11 protein-coding genes are annotated in these 17,236 nt (G+C 45.1%); 8 read left to right on the top strand and 3 right to left on the bottom strand.

The genetic code is table 11. From position 1 onward, the window contains the following. Positions 1-21 precede the first annotated feature (21 nt). Positions 22-1,221: an acyl-CoA dehydrogenase family protein gene (locus ACJJI5_RS11300; protein ID WP_445354032.1), complete on the bottom strand. Its 1,200-nt coding sequence runs from the start codon at positions 1,219-1,221 to the stop codon at positions 22-24. Between the two features lie 469 nt (positions 1,222-1,690). On the opposite strand from ACJJI5_RS11300, the gene ACJJI5_RS11295 reads away from it, so the two are divergent. The 7 genes from ACJJI5_RS11295 to ACJJI5_RS11265 all read left to right on the top strand — a co-directional run bounded on the left by ACJJI5_RS11295 (position 1,691) and on the right by ACJJI5_RS11265 (position 13,285). Then, positions 1,691-3,568, top strand: coding sequence for an acyl-CoA synthetase (locus ACJJI5_RS11295; RefSeq protein WP_445354031.1), 1,878 nt, complete (start codon positions 1,691-1,693; stop codon positions 3,566-3,568). Positions 3,569-3,623: 55 nt separating this feature from the next. Beyond that, a complete protein-coding gene (locus tag ACJJI5_RS11290) occupies positions 3,624-4,826 on the top strand; it encodes a 3-oxoadipyl-CoA thiolase (protein WP_445354030.1) in 1,203 nt (400 codons plus the stop codon). Positions 4,827-4,888: 62 nt separating this feature from the next. Further along, positions 4,889-6,991 carry a 3-hydroxyacyl-CoA dehydrogenase NAD-binding domain-containing protein gene (locus tag ACJJI5_RS11285; RefSeq protein WP_445354029.1) on the top strand — a complete coding sequence of 701 codons (2,103 nt, stop codon included), beginning with the start codon at positions 4,889-4,891 and terminating at the stop codon, positions 6,989-6,991. A gap of 82 nt (positions 6,992-7,073) precedes the next feature. After that, positions 7,074-8,003 (top strand): DMT family transporter, encoded by a 930-nt coding sequence (locus ACJJI5_RS11280; protein ID WP_445354028.1) that lies wholly within the window; start codon positions 7,074-7,076, stop codon positions 8,001-8,003. A gap of 24 nt (positions 8,004-8,027) precedes the next feature. Beyond that, on the top strand, positions 8,028-8,477 hold the full coding sequence (locus tag ACJJI5_RS11275; protein WP_445354027.1) for a PaaI family thioesterase: 450 nt from the start codon (positions 8,028-8,030) through the stop codon (positions 8,475-8,477). A 1,594-nt stretch (positions 8,478-10,071) separates the two neighbouring features. Next, on the top strand, positions 10,072-11,967 hold the full coding sequence (locus tag ACJJI5_RS11270; RefSeq protein ID WP_445354026.1) for an acyltransferase family protein: 1,896 nt from the start codon (positions 10,072-10,074) through the stop codon (positions 11,965-11,967). Positions 11,968-13,123: 1,156 nt separating this feature from the next. After that, positions 13,124-13,285: a hypothetical protein gene (locus ACJJI5_RS11265; RefSeq protein WP_445354025.1), complete on the top strand. Its 162-nt coding sequence runs from the start codon at positions 13,124-13,126 to the stop codon at positions 13,283-13,285. Between the two features lie 408 nt (positions 13,286-13,693). On the opposite strand, the gene ACJJI5_RS11260 is transcribed toward ACJJI5_RS11265, so the two are convergent. Further along, a complete protein-coding gene (locus ACJJI5_RS11260; protein WP_445354024.1) occupies positions 13,694-14,152 on the bottom strand; it encodes a hypothetical protein in 459 nt (152 codons plus the stop codon). 247 nt (positions 14,153-14,399) lie between these two features. Here ACJJI5_RS11260 and ACJJI5_RS11255 point away from each other — a divergent pair. Beyond that, positions 14,400-15,562, top strand: a protein-coding gene (locus tag ACJJI5_RS11255) for an IS3 family transposase (RefSeq protein WP_444897071.1) whose coding sequence is annotated in 2 segments (ribosomal slippage) — positions 14,400-14,658 and positions 14,658-15,562 — 1,164 coding nt in all. Because the reading frame shifts where the segments join, the coding sequence is not laid out codon by codon here. A 369-nt stretch (positions 15,563-15,931) separates the two neighbouring features. Here the strand turns inward: ACJJI5_RS11255 and ACJJI5_RS11250 are convergent. Next, positions 15,932-17,094 (bottom strand): IS3 family transposase gene (locus tag ACJJI5_RS11250; RefSeq protein ID WP_444897071.1). Its coding sequence is split into 2 segments (ribosomal slippage): positions 15,932-16,836 and positions 16,836-17,094, totalling 1,164 coding nucleotides; the frame shifts between segments, so codons are not numbered across the junction. Between the last annotated feature and the right edge of the window lie 142 nt (positions 17,095-17,236).

The raw sequence follows: 17,236 nt of genomic DNA, 5'->3' as shown, positions 1-17,236 counted from the left end.
AGTCCTCTTTAGATGCTGCACTTACAGGCCAAGTACCCATTTACTGATAATATTTTTCTGGATCTCATTACTTCCGCCATAAATTGAGGATTTACGGTTATTTAAGTAACGAGGCACACTGCTGGCAATAATACCGGGGCCCACCCATTCTCCGTCAAACCCGCTCCTAAACTGCTCTCTCACAAACGGCATTCCGTAGTAACCCGCCGTCTCCATATACAGTTCATCGATAAGTTGAGCGACTTCGGTTCCTTTGATTTTAAGGATGGAAGATTCCGCTCCTGGGGCACCACCTGTACTTACCGCCGCAAGCGTACGTAGTTCAGTAAACTCCAGGGCCAAGAGATCAATTTCAACTTCGGCCAGTTTTTGGGCAAAAGCCGGGTTCTCAAGCAGACTATTTTCTCCATCGCAGGTCTCTTTGGCTAAATCCTTTAACGTTTGTAAGCGTTTCTTGGATTTTGCCACCCGCGCAATACCGGTGCGTTCATGGGTTAGCAAAACCTTGGCGTAAGTCCACCCTTGCCCTTCCTCGCCAATACGGTTTTCTACCGGCACCCTCACATTATTGAAATGGACTTCATTTACTTCATGGTGACCACCCAAGGTCATAATTGGCGAAACCGTAATACCGGGGTGATTCATATCGATTAGCAAAAAGCTGATAGCAGCCTGGTTCTTTACTTGAGGCCCACCAGTACGAACCAAACAAAATATCCAGTCTGCAAAGTGACCCAAGGTATTCCAGGTCTTGGTGCCGTTGACAATATACTCATCGCCATCACGGACAGCTGTTGTTTTTAAGGAAGCTAAATCTGAGCCAGCATTTGGTTCTGAATACCCCTGACACCACCAGACATTACTTGCCAGGATGTCAGGCAGAAATCGTTGCTTTTGTTCTTCACTACCGTAGGTAAAGATCACTGGAGCAACCATTTTTAAGCCAAAAGGAATCAACTCTGGTACACCATAGTTAGCACATTCGTCTGCCCAAATGTGTTTCTGAGTAGGTGTCCAACCGGTACCTCCATATTCAACCGGCCAATTCGTAGCTGCCCACCCTTGCTCATAGAGTATTTTTTGCCAGCGAACAAAATCCTCTTTCTCCAGGGGGATTTCCTTCAGGGTTTTCTCTCTAATATCTTCAGGAAGTTTCTCTTGGAGAAACTGCTGGACCTCCTGCTGAAAAGCTAACTCTTCGGGAGAAAAATCTATATTCATTCGCCTGCTCCTTTATTAGTCGGCGCATTGAACAGCAGCTCCTACAAACTGCTTCTATCACAATCTTGCGCAGCAAAAATACGCAATTTTTTTTAAGATCCCCGGTACAGGCGGAACTAGTGTTTAACAGGTTCACCTCGACAAGTTACTTAATTGCCTTTGAATCGATCCCAACGATTTAATTTATTGGCGCAAAATACCTTTATCGGAAATAAAAATCCGAGCATTTCTAGCGCCAATCAACTCCAGATAGGCACACAAATCAACAGCTCGAAAAATAAAACAGGAAAAACCTCAACAACATGGCGCCTCTTTGTTTTTTATAAGTTTTTTTGCGCCATTTTCCATTAAAAAATGCATTAGGCACTTCTTAATAGGTAAAACACTAACACCTTATTCCGCAGAGTGGAATGCTGTATTCACTTTTGCTATGGTCGTCACCATAATAACCAAAGTGAGAGAAGCCCCCATGTCGATCACGCCCATTCAATCCTCCGATACAATGTTGCAGTCACTTGCTGAAATTCGGGAGTATGAAAAAGTCCCCCTTTCGCAGCGATACCCCTGGGAAAGCACTTTTGATTTAATCCGGCAATCTGCCCGCCTCTACCAACATGACTCAGCCATAGAATTCCTGCCAACGGCCGCACCTGACGAAGACACGGTTAAAGTAAGTTTCTCCGAGTTATCCCAGCGAGTGCACCAGACTGCCAATCTTCTTCACTCCATCGGTGTTGAGCCAACCGATACAGTGACTTTACTACTACCCAATTTGCCAGAAACCCATTTTGCACTTTGGGGAGGCCAGGCAGCAGGTATTACCAGCCCTATTAATCCGTTGCTGGAACCCGAACATATAATCGAAATTATGAATACCACCAGGGCTAAAGTCCTGGTCACTCTTGGCCAAGATCTTAGCGAGGAAATATGGGATAAAGTAACGCAAATTCTCGAGCAAGTTCCCACATTAAAAACTCTGTTACTAATCAGTAAAAAGCCAATTAGCAATACTCCAGTCCCAGCGGGTATTCACGCAGATAATTTTGTCTCGGCTATATCCCAACAGCCGGACGATCATCTAAAGAGTGAACGTTATATCCAGGGGAGTGAAACCGCTAGTTATTTCCACACCGGGGGCACTACTGGAAGACCTAAAATAGCCCGCTTAACTCACAGCAATATTGCCTTCGTCGCTCAATTAAGTGCTGATACGTCATCCAGTAAAGGGCGCTTCGCTACCCTGAGCGGACTTCCGCTGTTTCATATTTTCGGTACGGTTGTTGCGGGTATTGGCACCCTATTGGCCGGACGCACAATTGTTATCATGACACCCTCTGGTTTTCGCTCACCCAATGTCCTACCAAATTGGTGGCATCATGTTGCGCGTTTTCAGGTGAAGGGCTTTGCCGCCGTCCCCACCATCCTCGGTGTATTGCTGCAAATTCCCGTGGGTGACAATGACATCAGCTGTCTGACAGATATTGGCTGTGGAGCCTCCACCCTGCCAACGGGGTTGAAGAATGCCTTTGAGGAGAAGTTCAATGTCCTTGTCAGTAATGGCTACGGCATGACGGAGTCCAGCTGCCTTTTAGCTCGCCCTCCTACCGATATGCAAGCCCCTGAAGGCAGCGTTGGCCGGCGATTGCCTTATATGGAAATGAAAATTGCCGAAGTAGACGGTACCCGACTGGTTAGAACCTGCAATACAGGAGAGGTGGGCATAGTACTCGCGCGCGGGCCACATATTTTTTCTGGCTACTTATCAGAAGAGGATAATGCTAAAGCCTGGGTCGATAAGTCCTGGTTTAATACCGGCGATATGGGATATCTCGATGGAGATGGTAACCTGTTCTTAACCGGACGGGCCAAGGATTTAATTATTCGCGGCGGCCATAATATAGATCCGGCTCTGATCGAAGAACCATTATCCCGTCACCCTGCCGTTGCTATTGCCGTTGCAGTTGGTCAACCAGATGCTTATGCCGGAGAAGTTCCAGTAGCTTACGTTACCCTGTTCCCATCCACTAACCCGCCCACAGAAGAACAACTCATTGACTATTGCCGCAGCCAAATTTCTGAGCGTGCAGCCATTCCTAAGCGCGTGGAAATTATTGATGAGATTCCACTCACTGCTGTAGCCAAAGTATTCAAACCGGCTCTGCGCAATCGCGCTACCGAATATGTCGTAGGCCAGGTATTAGAGGAAAAAAGTATTACCGCTAAGTTTTCCGCCCACTTCGATACATCCCTTGGCCAGGTAGCAAGAGTTCAACTTGAACAAGCCTCCAGTAAAGCCGATGTAGAGGAAGCCCTGGAAAATTTACCCGTGGCTTTGGAGTTTGAATAAAAGAAATTACCGCATGACTCAATGCATTTAGAACTCCAATATCGGAAATTTCACTATGTCACATGCCTATATTTATGACGGCGGCCGCAGTGTTTTTGGTCGCCACGGGGGCAGTCTTTCCTGTATCCGGCCCGACAATCTGCTTGCCCATGTCATCAGGACCCTGACTGAAAGAAACAATTTTAACCCTCAACATTTTGAGGACGTTATTGCGGGCAATACCAATCAGGCGGGAGAAGACAGTCGCAACGTTGCCCGATTTTCAGGCCTGCTAGCTGGATTGCCCATATCCACAGGCGGCATAACGGTAAATCGCCTTTGTGGTTCCGGCTTATCCGCTATAGCAGATGCCGCTCGCTGCATTCGCACCTCGGAAGGAGAGCTATTTATCGCGGGAGGTGTCGAATCAATGAGTCGCGCCCCCCTGGTTCTCTCCAAAGCCAACAGTGCTTTTGATCGCAATCAGGTACTGGCAGATACGACCCTAGGCCCGCGCTTCACCAACCCAGACATTGTTGCTGAGTATGGAAACCACAGCATGCCTCAGACCGCAGACAATATTGCATCAGACCTGAATATTTGCCGGGAAGAGTGCGATACATTTGCATTGGCATCACAAACTAAATACGAGTCGGCACGTACCGATGGCTTCTTTGTCGATGAAATTATTCCCATCGAAGTACCCCAAGGACGCAAGAAGCCAGCGCTTCTTATCGATACAGATGAACATCCCCGTCCCAATGCAACATTGGAGCGACTTCAAGCCCTACCCGCACTTTTCGAAGATGGAGTGGTTACTGCCGGCAACGCTTCCGGCATCAACGATGGCGCGGCGGCACTCATTATTGGTAGCACCGAAGCCGGCCAAGCAGCGGATCTAAAACCTAGGGCACGAATTCTCGCCAGCGCCATTGCAGGAGTAGAGCCACGGGTGATGGGGTTGGGCCCGGTACCGGCTACCCGTAAAGCCCTTGCCCGGGCGGGCTTGGAGCTTGGGGATATGGATGTAATGGAGTTCAACGAAGCTTTTGCAGTACAGGCTATGGCCTGCCTCAAAATGCTCGAAATTGATTATGCGGACCCACGGGTAAATCCCAATGGTGGTGCCATCGCCGTTGGTCACCCCCTGGGGGCCAGTGGTGCCCGTATTTTGCTGACAGCATTGCGCCAGCTGGAACGTACCGGCGGGCGCTATGCACTGGCCACCATGTGTATCGGGATTGGCCAGGGCATCGCCGTAATCATAGAACGCATATGAACCTGATTAGATGTAAATAAAACCGAGACCGAACAGTTGTCACTTAAGATCTGGAGATAGCAATGTCTAGTGTAAGTTATGAACTCATTGGCGATATCGGTGTAATTCGATTGAACAATCCCCCTGTGAACGCCCTTTCTCACGGCTTGCGTGAGGGCATTTGGGGAGCGATTAAGAACGCTCAAGGTGATGCATCAAAAGCCCTGGTGCTAGTGTGTGAAGGCCGAACTTTTATCGCTGGTGCCGACATTACGGAATTTGGCAAGCCACCACAGGCGCCCGCCCTATCAGAAGTGATTGAGGAAATAGAAAACTCCTGTAAACCAGTGATCGCCGCCATTCACGGCACGGCACTCGGCGGTGGATTCGAAGTCGCACTAGCCTGCCATTACCGCTGTGCAATAGCATCGGCCAAAGTGGGGCTTCCAGAAGTCAAACTGGGATTACTGCCAGGGGCCGGTGGCACCCAGCGCACCCCACGCTTGGCTGGTGTTGCCGCTGCACTGGAATTAATCACAAAAGGCAGTCCAATACCGGCCTCTAAAGCCAAAAGTATGAAGTTAATAGACCGGGTTATCGATAATGACTTGTTAGAGGGAGCCCTCGCCTTTACCCGTGAATTGATAACAAATGAAGCTCCTCTGCGCCGAGTCAGAGACATGGTAATAGATCCTGACAGCATTCCTGAGGGGTTATTTGATGATTTCCGCAAGCGCCTTGAAAAGAGATCACGAGGTCAGCTTGCACCGCAACATATTGTCACCTGTATAGAGGCCGCAGTTCACCAGCCTTTTGACAAAGGGCTTGCTAATGAGCTCGACCTGTTTATCGAATGCCTGCTCTCCAGCCAATCGGCCGCCCTCAGGCATTTATTTTTTGCCGAGCGCACTGCAACCAAAGTCACAGGCTTACCAAAAGACCTACCCACCAGGGAGATAAAGAGCGTAGGCATTATCGGTGGAGGCACTATGGGCGGAGGCATCGCCATGAACTTTGCCAATGTCGGTATTCCAGTCAAGCTGGTAGAAGTCGATCAAACTGCGATAAATCGAGGGCTAGCAGTGATCGACAAGAATTACACCATCAGCATGCAGAAAGGGAAACTCACAGAAGGTCAAAAAACTCATTGTCTCTCGTTGATTTCCGGCACAACTGACTACGCAGACCTAGCTGATGTAGACCTGGTCATTGAGGCCGTATTTGAAAATATGGAGCTCAAACAGGAAATTTTTGCCAAATTGGATCACTCCTGCAAACCCGGTACTATCCTTGCAACCAACACTTCCTACCAGGATATTGATCAAATCGCATCTGCAACCAACAGGCCTCAAGATGTTATAGGGATGCATTTTTTCAGCCCTGCCAATGTAATGAAACTACTCGAAGTGGTTCGCGGCTCGCAAAGTGCTGACGATGTAATTGCCACTGCCATGCAACTCGCTAAAACGATCAAGAAAGTACCCGTACTAGCGGGAAACTGTTACGGCTTTATTGGCAATCGTATGTTGCGCCCCTATGGCAGAGAGTCGCAGCTGTGTTTAATCGAGGGCTCAACCCCGGAGCAGATTGATTCGGTTATGCAGTCTTGGGGGATGGCTATGGGCCCTATCGCCGTTGGAGATCTAGCGGGGCTGGATATCGGCTACAAGGCGCGCCAGGGCCTGAGCGAATCAGAAAGAGGAGAGCCAAAAACCTACTGTATTGCAGATGCCCTGGTTGAAATGGGCCGCCTGGGCCAGAAAAGTGGAGCCGGCTACTATCGCTACGATCCCGAAACTCGCGCTCGCAGCAGCGACCCGGAAGTACTGAAAGTCATTGAAGCCCAAGCTAAAAGCCAAGGGGTTGTAAGGCGGGAAATTTCCGACGAGGAGATTCTAAACCGCCTAACTTTCGCGCTGATTAATGAAGGAGCCAAAATCCTGGAGGAAGGCATAGCCCAACGTCCGAGTGATATAGACGTTGTATATGTTTACGGTTATGGCTTTCCGCCCCATCGTGGAGGACCTATGCACTATGCCGACAGTATCGGCTTGAAGGAAATCTACGAAAAAATATGTACTTTCCGCCAGCAGCATGGAGATACCTACTGGACTCCAGCCCCTTTACTGGAACGGCTAGCCCAAGAGGGAAAAACATTTGCGCAATGGGCTGATGGCAAACTCTAAGCTTGTAAACTATAGGGGAAGTCAGTATGACTACTGGCTTCCCACTTTACCCGCTGCAGCCAAATAAAGAAGTTGTGTCACCATGAGTAGGCCTGATGCCTTAGTCGAAGTACAATCCCCACCAAGTCAGCCACTCCGCACGGATATCCAAAACTGGAAGGGCATTGGTTTTGCATTGGCTACCGCGCTGGTAGCAAGTACAGCGGCCGCAGCCAGCAAATGGGTGTCTACCGCTGTCCCCGTGCCATTAATTACGCTCAGCCAATACAGTATCTGCCTGATACTGCTAACCCCATGGCTAGTGCGACAAACACCTCGACACCTTACCACCCAACACTGGAGAACCCACCTAATACGCGGTTTTGCAGGGTGGTTATGCTTTTTCACATATTTTTCTGCCCTAAGCAAAATTTCACTAATGGAAGCGGGACTATTGCGTAATGCAGCTCCCATTTTTGTTCCCCTTATTGCCTGGCTTTGGGCTCGAGCACAGATCCCCATAACCCACTGGCTACCAATCTTACTGGGCTTACTGGGGATCACCTTGATTCTTCAACCCAACGTAGACGGTATTAGTAGCGGCCATGGGTTCGGCCTGATTTCTGGGCTTACCCTGGCTGCCTCTATGGTCGGAACACGAATTTTGTCCCGTACCGACCGGCCCAGCCTTATATTGTTTTACTACGTATTAATCTCGTTTGCATGCAGCCTGCCCCTGGGTATCTATTATTGGGAACCAATACCTTTATGGACACTCCCCTATCTTATTTTTAACGGCGTCTCAGTACTCTTGGCTATCTGGCTGTACACCAAAGCATATGGCTATGCAAAACCCAGCGTGGTGTCGCCAATCAGTTACTTTGGTGTGGTTATTGCCGGACTTCTAGGTTGGCTCATTTGGCAGCACTTACCTAACACTATTGCACTGGTGGGGACGCTGATCGTTATCAGTGCAGGATTGCTCACAGTCTACCTTTCAACTCAGAAAACAAATTGTAGCAACCCATCATAAACTTACTTTCTAAGGTGAAATTAGATGAATTGGCAGAACAAGAAACAACCCCCGTTCAATGACCATCTAGGTGTAACCATAGATAATTGGCAGGAAGGCCATGTTGCAATCAGCGTAGAAGTACAACCGGAACATCTGAATACCCACGGTGTACCCCACGGTGGTTTTATTACAACATTAATCGATATCGCTGGCTCTTACTGCGGCCTCTACTGCCCCCACCCCAACCGCCGTCGTAGAGCCCTTACACTGTCTTTAACAGCAAACTTCACCGGTCAGGCAAAGACCAATCAACTTACTGCGATAGGTAAGCTAACGAGTACTGGACGAAAGATATTCTATTCATATACAGAGGTATACGACAGTGAAGGAACTTTAATTGCTACCGGCCAAATGACTATGCGCTATCGTGGTGGCAGTGAAACATTAGATGGTGAATTGATTGAAAAGGAATCTTACGAAGCTGCTGAATAGATATTCAAAGTATCTATCCACTTTACCATAAAGTATCTCCAGACTCTCACCTCGATGCGGCCCTAGGTCGCAATGATCAGCGGCTCAATTAGCTTCACCGAAACTACTAGAAATAACATAAATGTAATAGGTCTTAAAATTAGAAGAGGGTCTTCCTTAGAGAAAGTTAACATCCATTGAAACCTCCCTTATTCTAACTTAACATTCAATACATATATGCTTACTGTGAAACTGGCTTAAATTCTCATTTAATGTTGCAGCCTATAAATCCACATCAGATAAATATTGATTTCTATATGCATTTAAATACGAGCCAAAATTTTCATACTATCTTAGATCCCTCACCAAGCTAAGAAAAGATATCATATACTATTGATCCATGCGGAGAACTATAAAACCAACAACTCTCCAGCTGCAAAAAATGAAATGCCAAAGAAATACATCAAAAACATAATATACCCATTTAAATTAGCTTGTTTTTCGCATGAACCACCAGATGAACAAGTCACCCTTCTACTGTGTTTAACCTTGATAAACTAGTGTCACCGTTATTTCAGTATGGTTATATTTGAATTTTTAGGGTGTATTTATAGTCAGTCGGGGCCGGAGCGAAAGCCATACCATTCAAGGGCTAACAATGATTATTCACGAATAGTACGTGCCCCCTTTGGGAGGAGGCAGGTGAGCTAATTATGACTCCAATTATTATAATAGAAGCTATTCTGTTACTAACGCCCCATAAAGCACGCTCTGCAAGGGCATTTTTGTTAACCGGTACAGATCTCGACCGTCGCGAGTAATTAGCTTGACTCAAGTCGGCCTATTTAATGTTATGCGTAGATCACTGATAGACATATTGAGTACATCAGATATAAATCTCAGCTGATCGATTTAAATCCTATTTCCTTTATTCACGCCCATAAGTTCCAGCAGAACATTTTTTGGACTGACTCGCAAGCAAACTGACAAATGATGAATGTTACAAAAACAACCCTGCTATGCATAGCATCTGACATTACAGTATTCCACTTAATCTTCAGTTTTTCGTGAAATTTTATTAGGATGAATATCATCTGAATCAACAACAACTTTTCCTTCCTCCAACTTTTTACTAATTTTTGGCAATAAAGATTTTTATGTTGGACGACTTCCAAGATACGTGATATTAGAAAGGAAAGTATTAAGCAACTCTGTGATTGAACGCTCTTAACCCTCTACGTTAATTCTAGAACTCATACTGGCATGGAAACAATTAACGATTTTAATACACAACTACTTCAAGCGTATGCCAAGGATCGGCTTGAAACCAGGTTTTGAGCTAAAATATGGGAGATGGTTACCGGTCGTTACTAAATGAGCCGACTTTGAAAGATTGGTGATACTATTATATTATTTGAAGTTAGCTGTGGATTGTCTGACTTAGGGCTTGCCTTATAGCGTAAACGTTGCATTTGGGCCTAAGGGTTAACTACTACCTATTTGGCGAGAAAAAACTAACTACTTACCAATATGACTTTATTTCTCTCTACCCTTGAAAACATTAACCGGGAATTGCTTTATATTCTAACTCCTTATAGATGAGAATATTCTTCTAATGCATGAATACAGAAAAGAAATTGACGGATTAAGATTCTTGGCTGTTGCTCCCGTAATTATCTTTCACTATCATCCGGCCACACTGCCTCTGGGTTACTTGGGGGTAGATCTTTTTTTTGTGATCTCTGGATATTTGATCACCGGGCTGATAATGAAAGATGCCGATAAAGGGAGTTTCAATTTAGCTCACTTTTACATCCGACGAATTAGGAGAATTTTACCGGCCGCATTGGTCGTATTCCTTTTTGTGTTAATTTCTGGTCTGATTTTTTTCATCTCTTCAGATTTAATCAGATTATCTACAAGCCTGCTAACAAGCTTATTTTTTGTTTCCAATATATACTTTTGGCGCTCAGGTGGTTATTTTGGTGCTAGTGATGAACTGAAGCCTTTATTACATTCTTGGTCCTTGAGTATCGAAGAGCAATTTTATCTTGTTTTCCCTTGCACGCTATTAATGCTAACCAAATTATCCAAAAATAAGAAGTTTTATATAATCTTAGCTTGCTTAGTTATATTGACATCCATCAGCCTAAATATATTCATTCTTTCTATCGGGGGTGAAAATCCTGCTTTTTTTCTTACACCCACACGAATCTGGCAGCTTGCAATTGGCGTCCTAGTTGCTCTATTAGCTTATAGAAACCCACAGCAAAATAAAAACATAAATATTCTGCTATCTTACCTGGGGTTTGGGATGATCATAGTCGCGTATTCATATCCCGAAAACTCGATTATTCCAGCTATTTTGATAACGACAGGGGCAGGACTAATGTTGTATCAACCCATTGGTTCGCAAAGTTTGTTATATTGTATCTTAACTTTATCAGCAATTCGTTTTATAGGCCTTATTTCATATTCCATGTATTTGTGGCACTGGCCAGTTATCTCTATCATTAAATATGTTTATGTTGATCCACCTAGTAATTATGTATTGATATTAGGATTCTTATTTACATGCCTTGCTTCAGCTTTGACCTGGAAATTTATTGAAATTCCTTTTCGCAACAAATATCCTGATAAACTTTCCATACTATTGATTGCCCTGTTATATATCTTGATCGTCGCATCGACCGCACTAATTTTTAGCTTTAATGGATTTCCTAAGCGTCACCCTCCATTAGCAAATAGTTTTTCGGAATCGATAAGCTCTAACTTTCGTTGTGGGGTTAGAGAATACTTACCTTTTGGTGCCTCTAGAGCTTGTTTAGTCGCAGGTGATAATAAGCAACCCTATTCAACAGTACTTTTGGGTAATTCTCATGCACAAATGTATGGTCCAGCTTTTGTTAATGCATTAAACAGTATTGATGAGAAAGGTCTAATTGTCCCTTTAAATAGCTGCTTGCCAACACTTAGAGTCAATCTAAGTCAAGATTGTTTGAGAAAAGCAAAAAAGAACTATGAAGCTATTGTTTCTACTAAGGAAATACAGAAGGTAATTATCGCACAAACTTGGCATTCTAATAGATATATTAGCTCTGAAGGTAGCCTTGTCAGTAGAAAAGCCAGGGAAGCCTTGGCTGAGGCTACGATTAGCTTTGTCAATCGATTGGAGAAAGCTGGTAAGATAGTGTATGTATTAGGGCCGATTCAAATACCTGGCTATAATTTTCCATCTATTGAAAGCCGAAAGTTGGCTATGGGAATCTATAATCCAAAGCATTTCTTTGTAGGAATTGAAAAATTTAATGAAGATTATCTTGACGTTGTTAACTACCTACATAGTAGATTGGGTGACCAACTGATGTTACCTCACCAGATTCTATGCCCAGAAAATACCTGCCTATTTTCTAATGGCGAGGTTTCATACTTTAGCGATAATCACCATTTGAGTCCTGCAGGTGCATTACTTATGACTCCGTTATTTGATACGATAGTCAAGGGAACTTAAGTTAACTGTTAGGTTAGATTAAGTCGAGTATATAGTTTATTCAGGATATAAATAATGAGCATAAAATATAAACAAGGAACTAAAGCTGACTGTCATCGTGTAGCGGAACTCGATTACATAACATCCGACGGTGTTGTTGAGTATCTTTTACTCGATTTTATTCCCGACCAATCGCCCTTCGTTTCGGATAATAAGTGCCGTTAGTCCGGGAGGGTTCTTCTGATAGCGCCGGCACCTCTCCCGGCCAAGATATGATCTGAGGGAGTTGTAATGATATTGTGGAGGAACAGCTTGGATGAAATCCCAGGGGCCTCGCGTAGCTTAAACGAGAAACAATATATAAAATAAGGCAATCCTTAGGAATAACTCGTGAGCCTTGAAGGCTAAGCCAGATCAGATATAGTTTAAACCCTATTTCCGGACACCCATCAAAGAAGTATATTTAAATGTCAAATTCATTGACATAATGTAGGGACTTCCTCAAAGTACTGGATACAAAAACAGCCACCTCACCTAATTCCATGACCCTATCTCGATGCTCACAGATATCTCTTGATGCAATACCCTACTATCCCTGCGTCTCTCGCTGTTTACATAGGGCATTTCTTTGCCGAAAAGATGTTCAGCTTGGGAAAAACTATGAGTATCGACGTCACTGGATTGAGGTCGGAATGTAAAAACTGCCATTTTCGCCCTTGATATTGCAGCCTATGTAGTAATGAGTAATCATTACCATATCGTACTCTATATTGACTCAAATACAGCCAAAGCTTGGTCCGATACTAAAGTCATTCATCTCTGGCAGCGAGTTTTTTAGTACATCAATACTGGCTCAACGCTGTGATCAAGGTCACCCCCTTGATCACAGTGAAATGGAAAAGCTCAACGAGCTTATCGCTCTAACGAACCTATTGCTCGCCAGGCCAATGCAGAAGAGAAGTGTACAGGTCGCTTTTCCGAGGGGTGCTTTAAGTCCCAAGCTTCGACGGATGAGAGAGCCCTTGCCGCCTACATGACCTACGTCGATCTCAATCCTATCCGAGCCAAAATGGCAAAACCCCGAAAGATTCCAGTCACACTTCCATTCTACAGTGTATTCATGTTGCAACCACAGGTGAGCAGCCCAAAGACCTACTGCCATTTGAAGGAGGCGAACATGCGTAAGGGGTTACCCTTTCAATTGGAGCACTACCTGGAACTAGCGGGCTGGAGCGGTCGATATTTAGATCCCAGAAAGTGCGGCTCCATTAATGAGAACGCCCCCCATACTCGAACACCTAGGTATACCACCAAAACACTGGTTGTATCTCAGTCGTAATTTTGAATACCGTTTTAATGACCTGCTGGATCAGCAGAGACTATACCACAAGCTTGCATCAAGGTCGGGAAACACAGGGTACAAAGTATCAGCAACTTCCAACGCTACCTTTCTGCAACACCCTGCTAATTCTAACTCTCTCCAACCGCCTTCATTCCTTTCAGATTTTGCCTAAAACCTTAATTTTCAAATCCGAGGCATAATACTTGGTCTTTCATTACGCGTTAGTACCAATTTATGAAAACCAGTCGCCAAAGGGGGTACCTGCGCCTCAGCTGGCCCCCTACCTTTATCTATGGATGTCCACAAGATCAACTTCAAGTCCGCTTAGAAAAGGAATTTGTTATGAAAAGTAGATATCTAATGCTGCTGTTTCCTTTTGTGCACATTATTATAATTAAGGCAAAATCAAGAATCTCCGTGCTCTTTAAGCTCTCCCAGTCGTCCTTTAAGATTTGTTTTTACTTTGAAGTATTCCTCGCAATCGATGCGATACTCTGAAGTGATCAACTTCATCGCAGAAATAGCGGATTTATGTGCGTAAGAAACCATTTGTATCGGATATACGCCTTTTGGGGAATTCAACAACTTTGGATACGTCATATCCATCAGCTGAGTCATTTCGCATACTCTACGAGGTGTTAGCATATCTGATTGAATGCTGTATTTAACAGCAACAGATGCAAAAGAAATCCAACCAACTAGTAAATTAGTGTATAACTGTGCCTCTCTATTTGGATCTATTCCTTTTTCAAGCAGGTTGTACATAAAAGCGAGATTGTTTTCATGTGAGGTTATCAAATCTCGAAACTCCTTATCTTCCCTAGCCAAAACTAGTATTGCCATTAAAAACAAAGAACATTTCATAAGTTAATTACCTTTATATGTCACAACACAGGGACCACCAGAATTCTCTATTCTCATCCCAGTTTGTTTTGCAATAGTCATTAAATTAGCTCCACTCTTAATCGTATCATATGACTTCACAGAACTTACTACTGCAGTATTCACTACTGCACCAAGGAGCGAACTTTGTGCTGCACCCTTCGGAATGATCCTACCCACCAAAGACGGACACTCTCTTAAGCGATAAACTACGCAGCAGAGGTGCCCTATGACACGATCAAGTAAATCAACCAAAACCACTCGTAAAAAATACTCAGAGGAATATAGAAAAGATGCCCTAGCACTGGCGGTCAAGGTAGGGGTAAGCGTTGCCGCTAAACAGCTTGGGTTACATCCTTCCCAGATTTACGGATGGCGAAGCAAGGCTAAGTTACATCAGAGCCGAGGGGATGCCGAGAGAGAGCTGGCCACAGAGAATGCTCGCCTTAAGCGGCAGCTGGCTGAGCAGGCAGAGGAGCTGGCGATCTTAAAAAAGGCCGCAGCGTACTTTGCAAAGAGCCTGAAATGAGGTACGCCTTCATGCTAAAGCACAGGCATAAGTTCAGCATCAAAGCGATGGCTAAGGTATTGAGCGTATCTCGCAGTGGGTTTTACGATTGGGTGTCAAGATCGGCCGATCAATCCAAGCGCCAGCAGTACCAAATGGAGCTTGATGGTTTGGTACAGCAGCGCTTTATAGCCAGTAAAGAACGTAGTGGCGCCCCTCGCCTGACGAGGGAATTGGCCAGTGAGGGGAGTAAATATAATCAAAAAACAGTTGCTGCCAGCATGCGTCGACAGGGCCTACGGGCTAAAGCCGCCAAGAGATATAAAGCCACAACCTACTCAAAACATGGTCTGCCAGTGGCCCCAAATCTGCTCGAGCAGAACTTCAATACTGAAGCGCCGAATCAGAAATGGGTCGGGGATATTACCTACCTACGAACAGAAGAGGGTTGGTTATATCTGGCTGTAGTGATAGACCTATATAGTCGGCTGGTTATTGGTTGGGCGATGTCAGAAACGATGACAGCTACATTGGTCTGTGACGCCCTTCAAATGGCTTTATGGCGACGTAAGAAACCTACAAATGTTATCGTGCATACTGACAGGGGAAGCCAATATTGCTCTAAAGATTATCAATCTTTAATTACAGCTTATGATCTGCGGTGCAGCATGAGCGCCAAAGGTAACTGCTATGATAACGCCTGCGCAGAAACGTTCTTCCACTCACTTAAGGTAGAAGTAATCCATGGTAACCGCTTTCCTACAAGGTGCCTCATGCGGGAAACCGTATTTGAGTATATAGAAATAGACTACAATCGAAATCGCTTACACAGCGCCAATGGCTATCTCAGCCCTGAGGCGTTTGAGGAACAACTAGTCGCTTAGTGGTGTGTCCGTTGTTGGTGGGTAGGATCAGAATATCTCCAAGTTGAGAAGAAAGCCCCTCATTAATTCTATCTATCGCGAGATTAATTCACCACAATATAGTTACTCAAAATTATTTATAGCATTAATAACTTCTTTAAGGAGTCCACTGATTGCCAAGCCCACGAGAGTATAACTCCCTAAGCCGGTGCTCTAGCGCGTAAATTGCCTTACGACCAAGTTTGAGATGATAAAACTCATCCTCGCGCGGCGAGCCTGCCGAGCACTTAAAAGCACTTGGATATAATCCTCCTCTATAGATTTTTCTCACGGTGATAAGGATATCGGATAGCAGAAGATTGATCCTACCCACCAACAACGGACACACCACTAAGCGACTAGTTGTTCCTCAAACGCCTCAGGGCTGAGATAGCCATTGGCGCTGTGTAAGCGATTTCGATTGTAGTCTATTTCTATATACTCAAATACGGTTTCCCGCATGAGGCACCTTGTAGGAAAGCGGTTACCATGGATTACTTCTACCTTAAGTGAGTGGAAGAACGTTTCTGCGCAGGCGTTATCATAGCAGTTACCTTTGGCGCTCATGCTGCACCGCAGATCATAAGCTGTAATTAAAGATTGATAATCTTTAGAGCAATATTGGCTTCCCCTGTCAGTATGCACGATAACATTTGTAGGTTTCTTACGTCGCCATAAAGCCATTTGAAGGGCGTCACAGACCAATGTAGCTGTCATCGTTTCTGACATCGCCCAACCAATAACCAGCCGACTATATAGGTCTATCACTACAGCCAGATATAACCAACCCTCTTCTGTTCGTAGGTAGGTAATATCCCCGACCCATTTCTGATTCGGCGCTTCAGTATTGAAGTTCTGCTCGAGCAGATTTGGGGCCACTGGCAGACCATGTTTTGAGTAGGTTGTGGCTTTATATCTCTTGGCGGCTTTAGCCCGTAGGCCCTGTCGACGCATGCTGGCAGCAACTGTTTTTTGATTATATTTACTCCCCTCACTGGCCAATTCCCTCGTCAGGCGAGGGGCGCCACTACGTTCTTTACTGGCTATAAAGCGCTGCTGTACCAAACCATCAAGCTCCATTTGGTACTGCTGGCGCTTGGATTGATCGGCCGATCTTGACACCCAATCGTAAAACCCACTGCGAGATACGCTCAATACCTTAGCCATCGCTTTGATGCTGAACTTATGCCTGTGCTTTAGCATGAAGGCGTACCTCATTTCAGGCTCTTTGCAAAGTACGCTGCGGCCTTTTTTAAGATCGCCAGCTCCTCTGCCTGCTCAGCCAGCTGCCGCTTAAGGCGAGCATTCTCTGTGGCCAGCTCTCTCTCGGCATCCCCTCGGCTCTGATGTAACTTAGCCTTGCTTCGCCATCCGTAAATCTGGGAAGGATGTAACCCAAGCTGTTTAGCGGCAACGCTTACCCCTACCTTGACCGCCAGTGCTAGGGCATCTTTTCTATATTCCTCTGAGTATTTTTTACGAGTGGTTTTGGTTGATTTACTTGATCGTGTCATAGGGCACCTCTGCTGCGTAGTTTATCGCTTAAGAGAGTGTCCGTCTTTGGTGGGTAGGATCAAACTTTCTTGCACGCACTGTCGTCACCAAATAACTTCGCCTTATGGTACATCATCTAATGCTCTGCAGTGATAAATCTAT

Source organism: Microbulbifer maximicatervae (SeqCode) (genome assembly GCF_052467955.1).
This window is presented reverse-complemented; position numbering and strand designations above follow the sequence as displayed.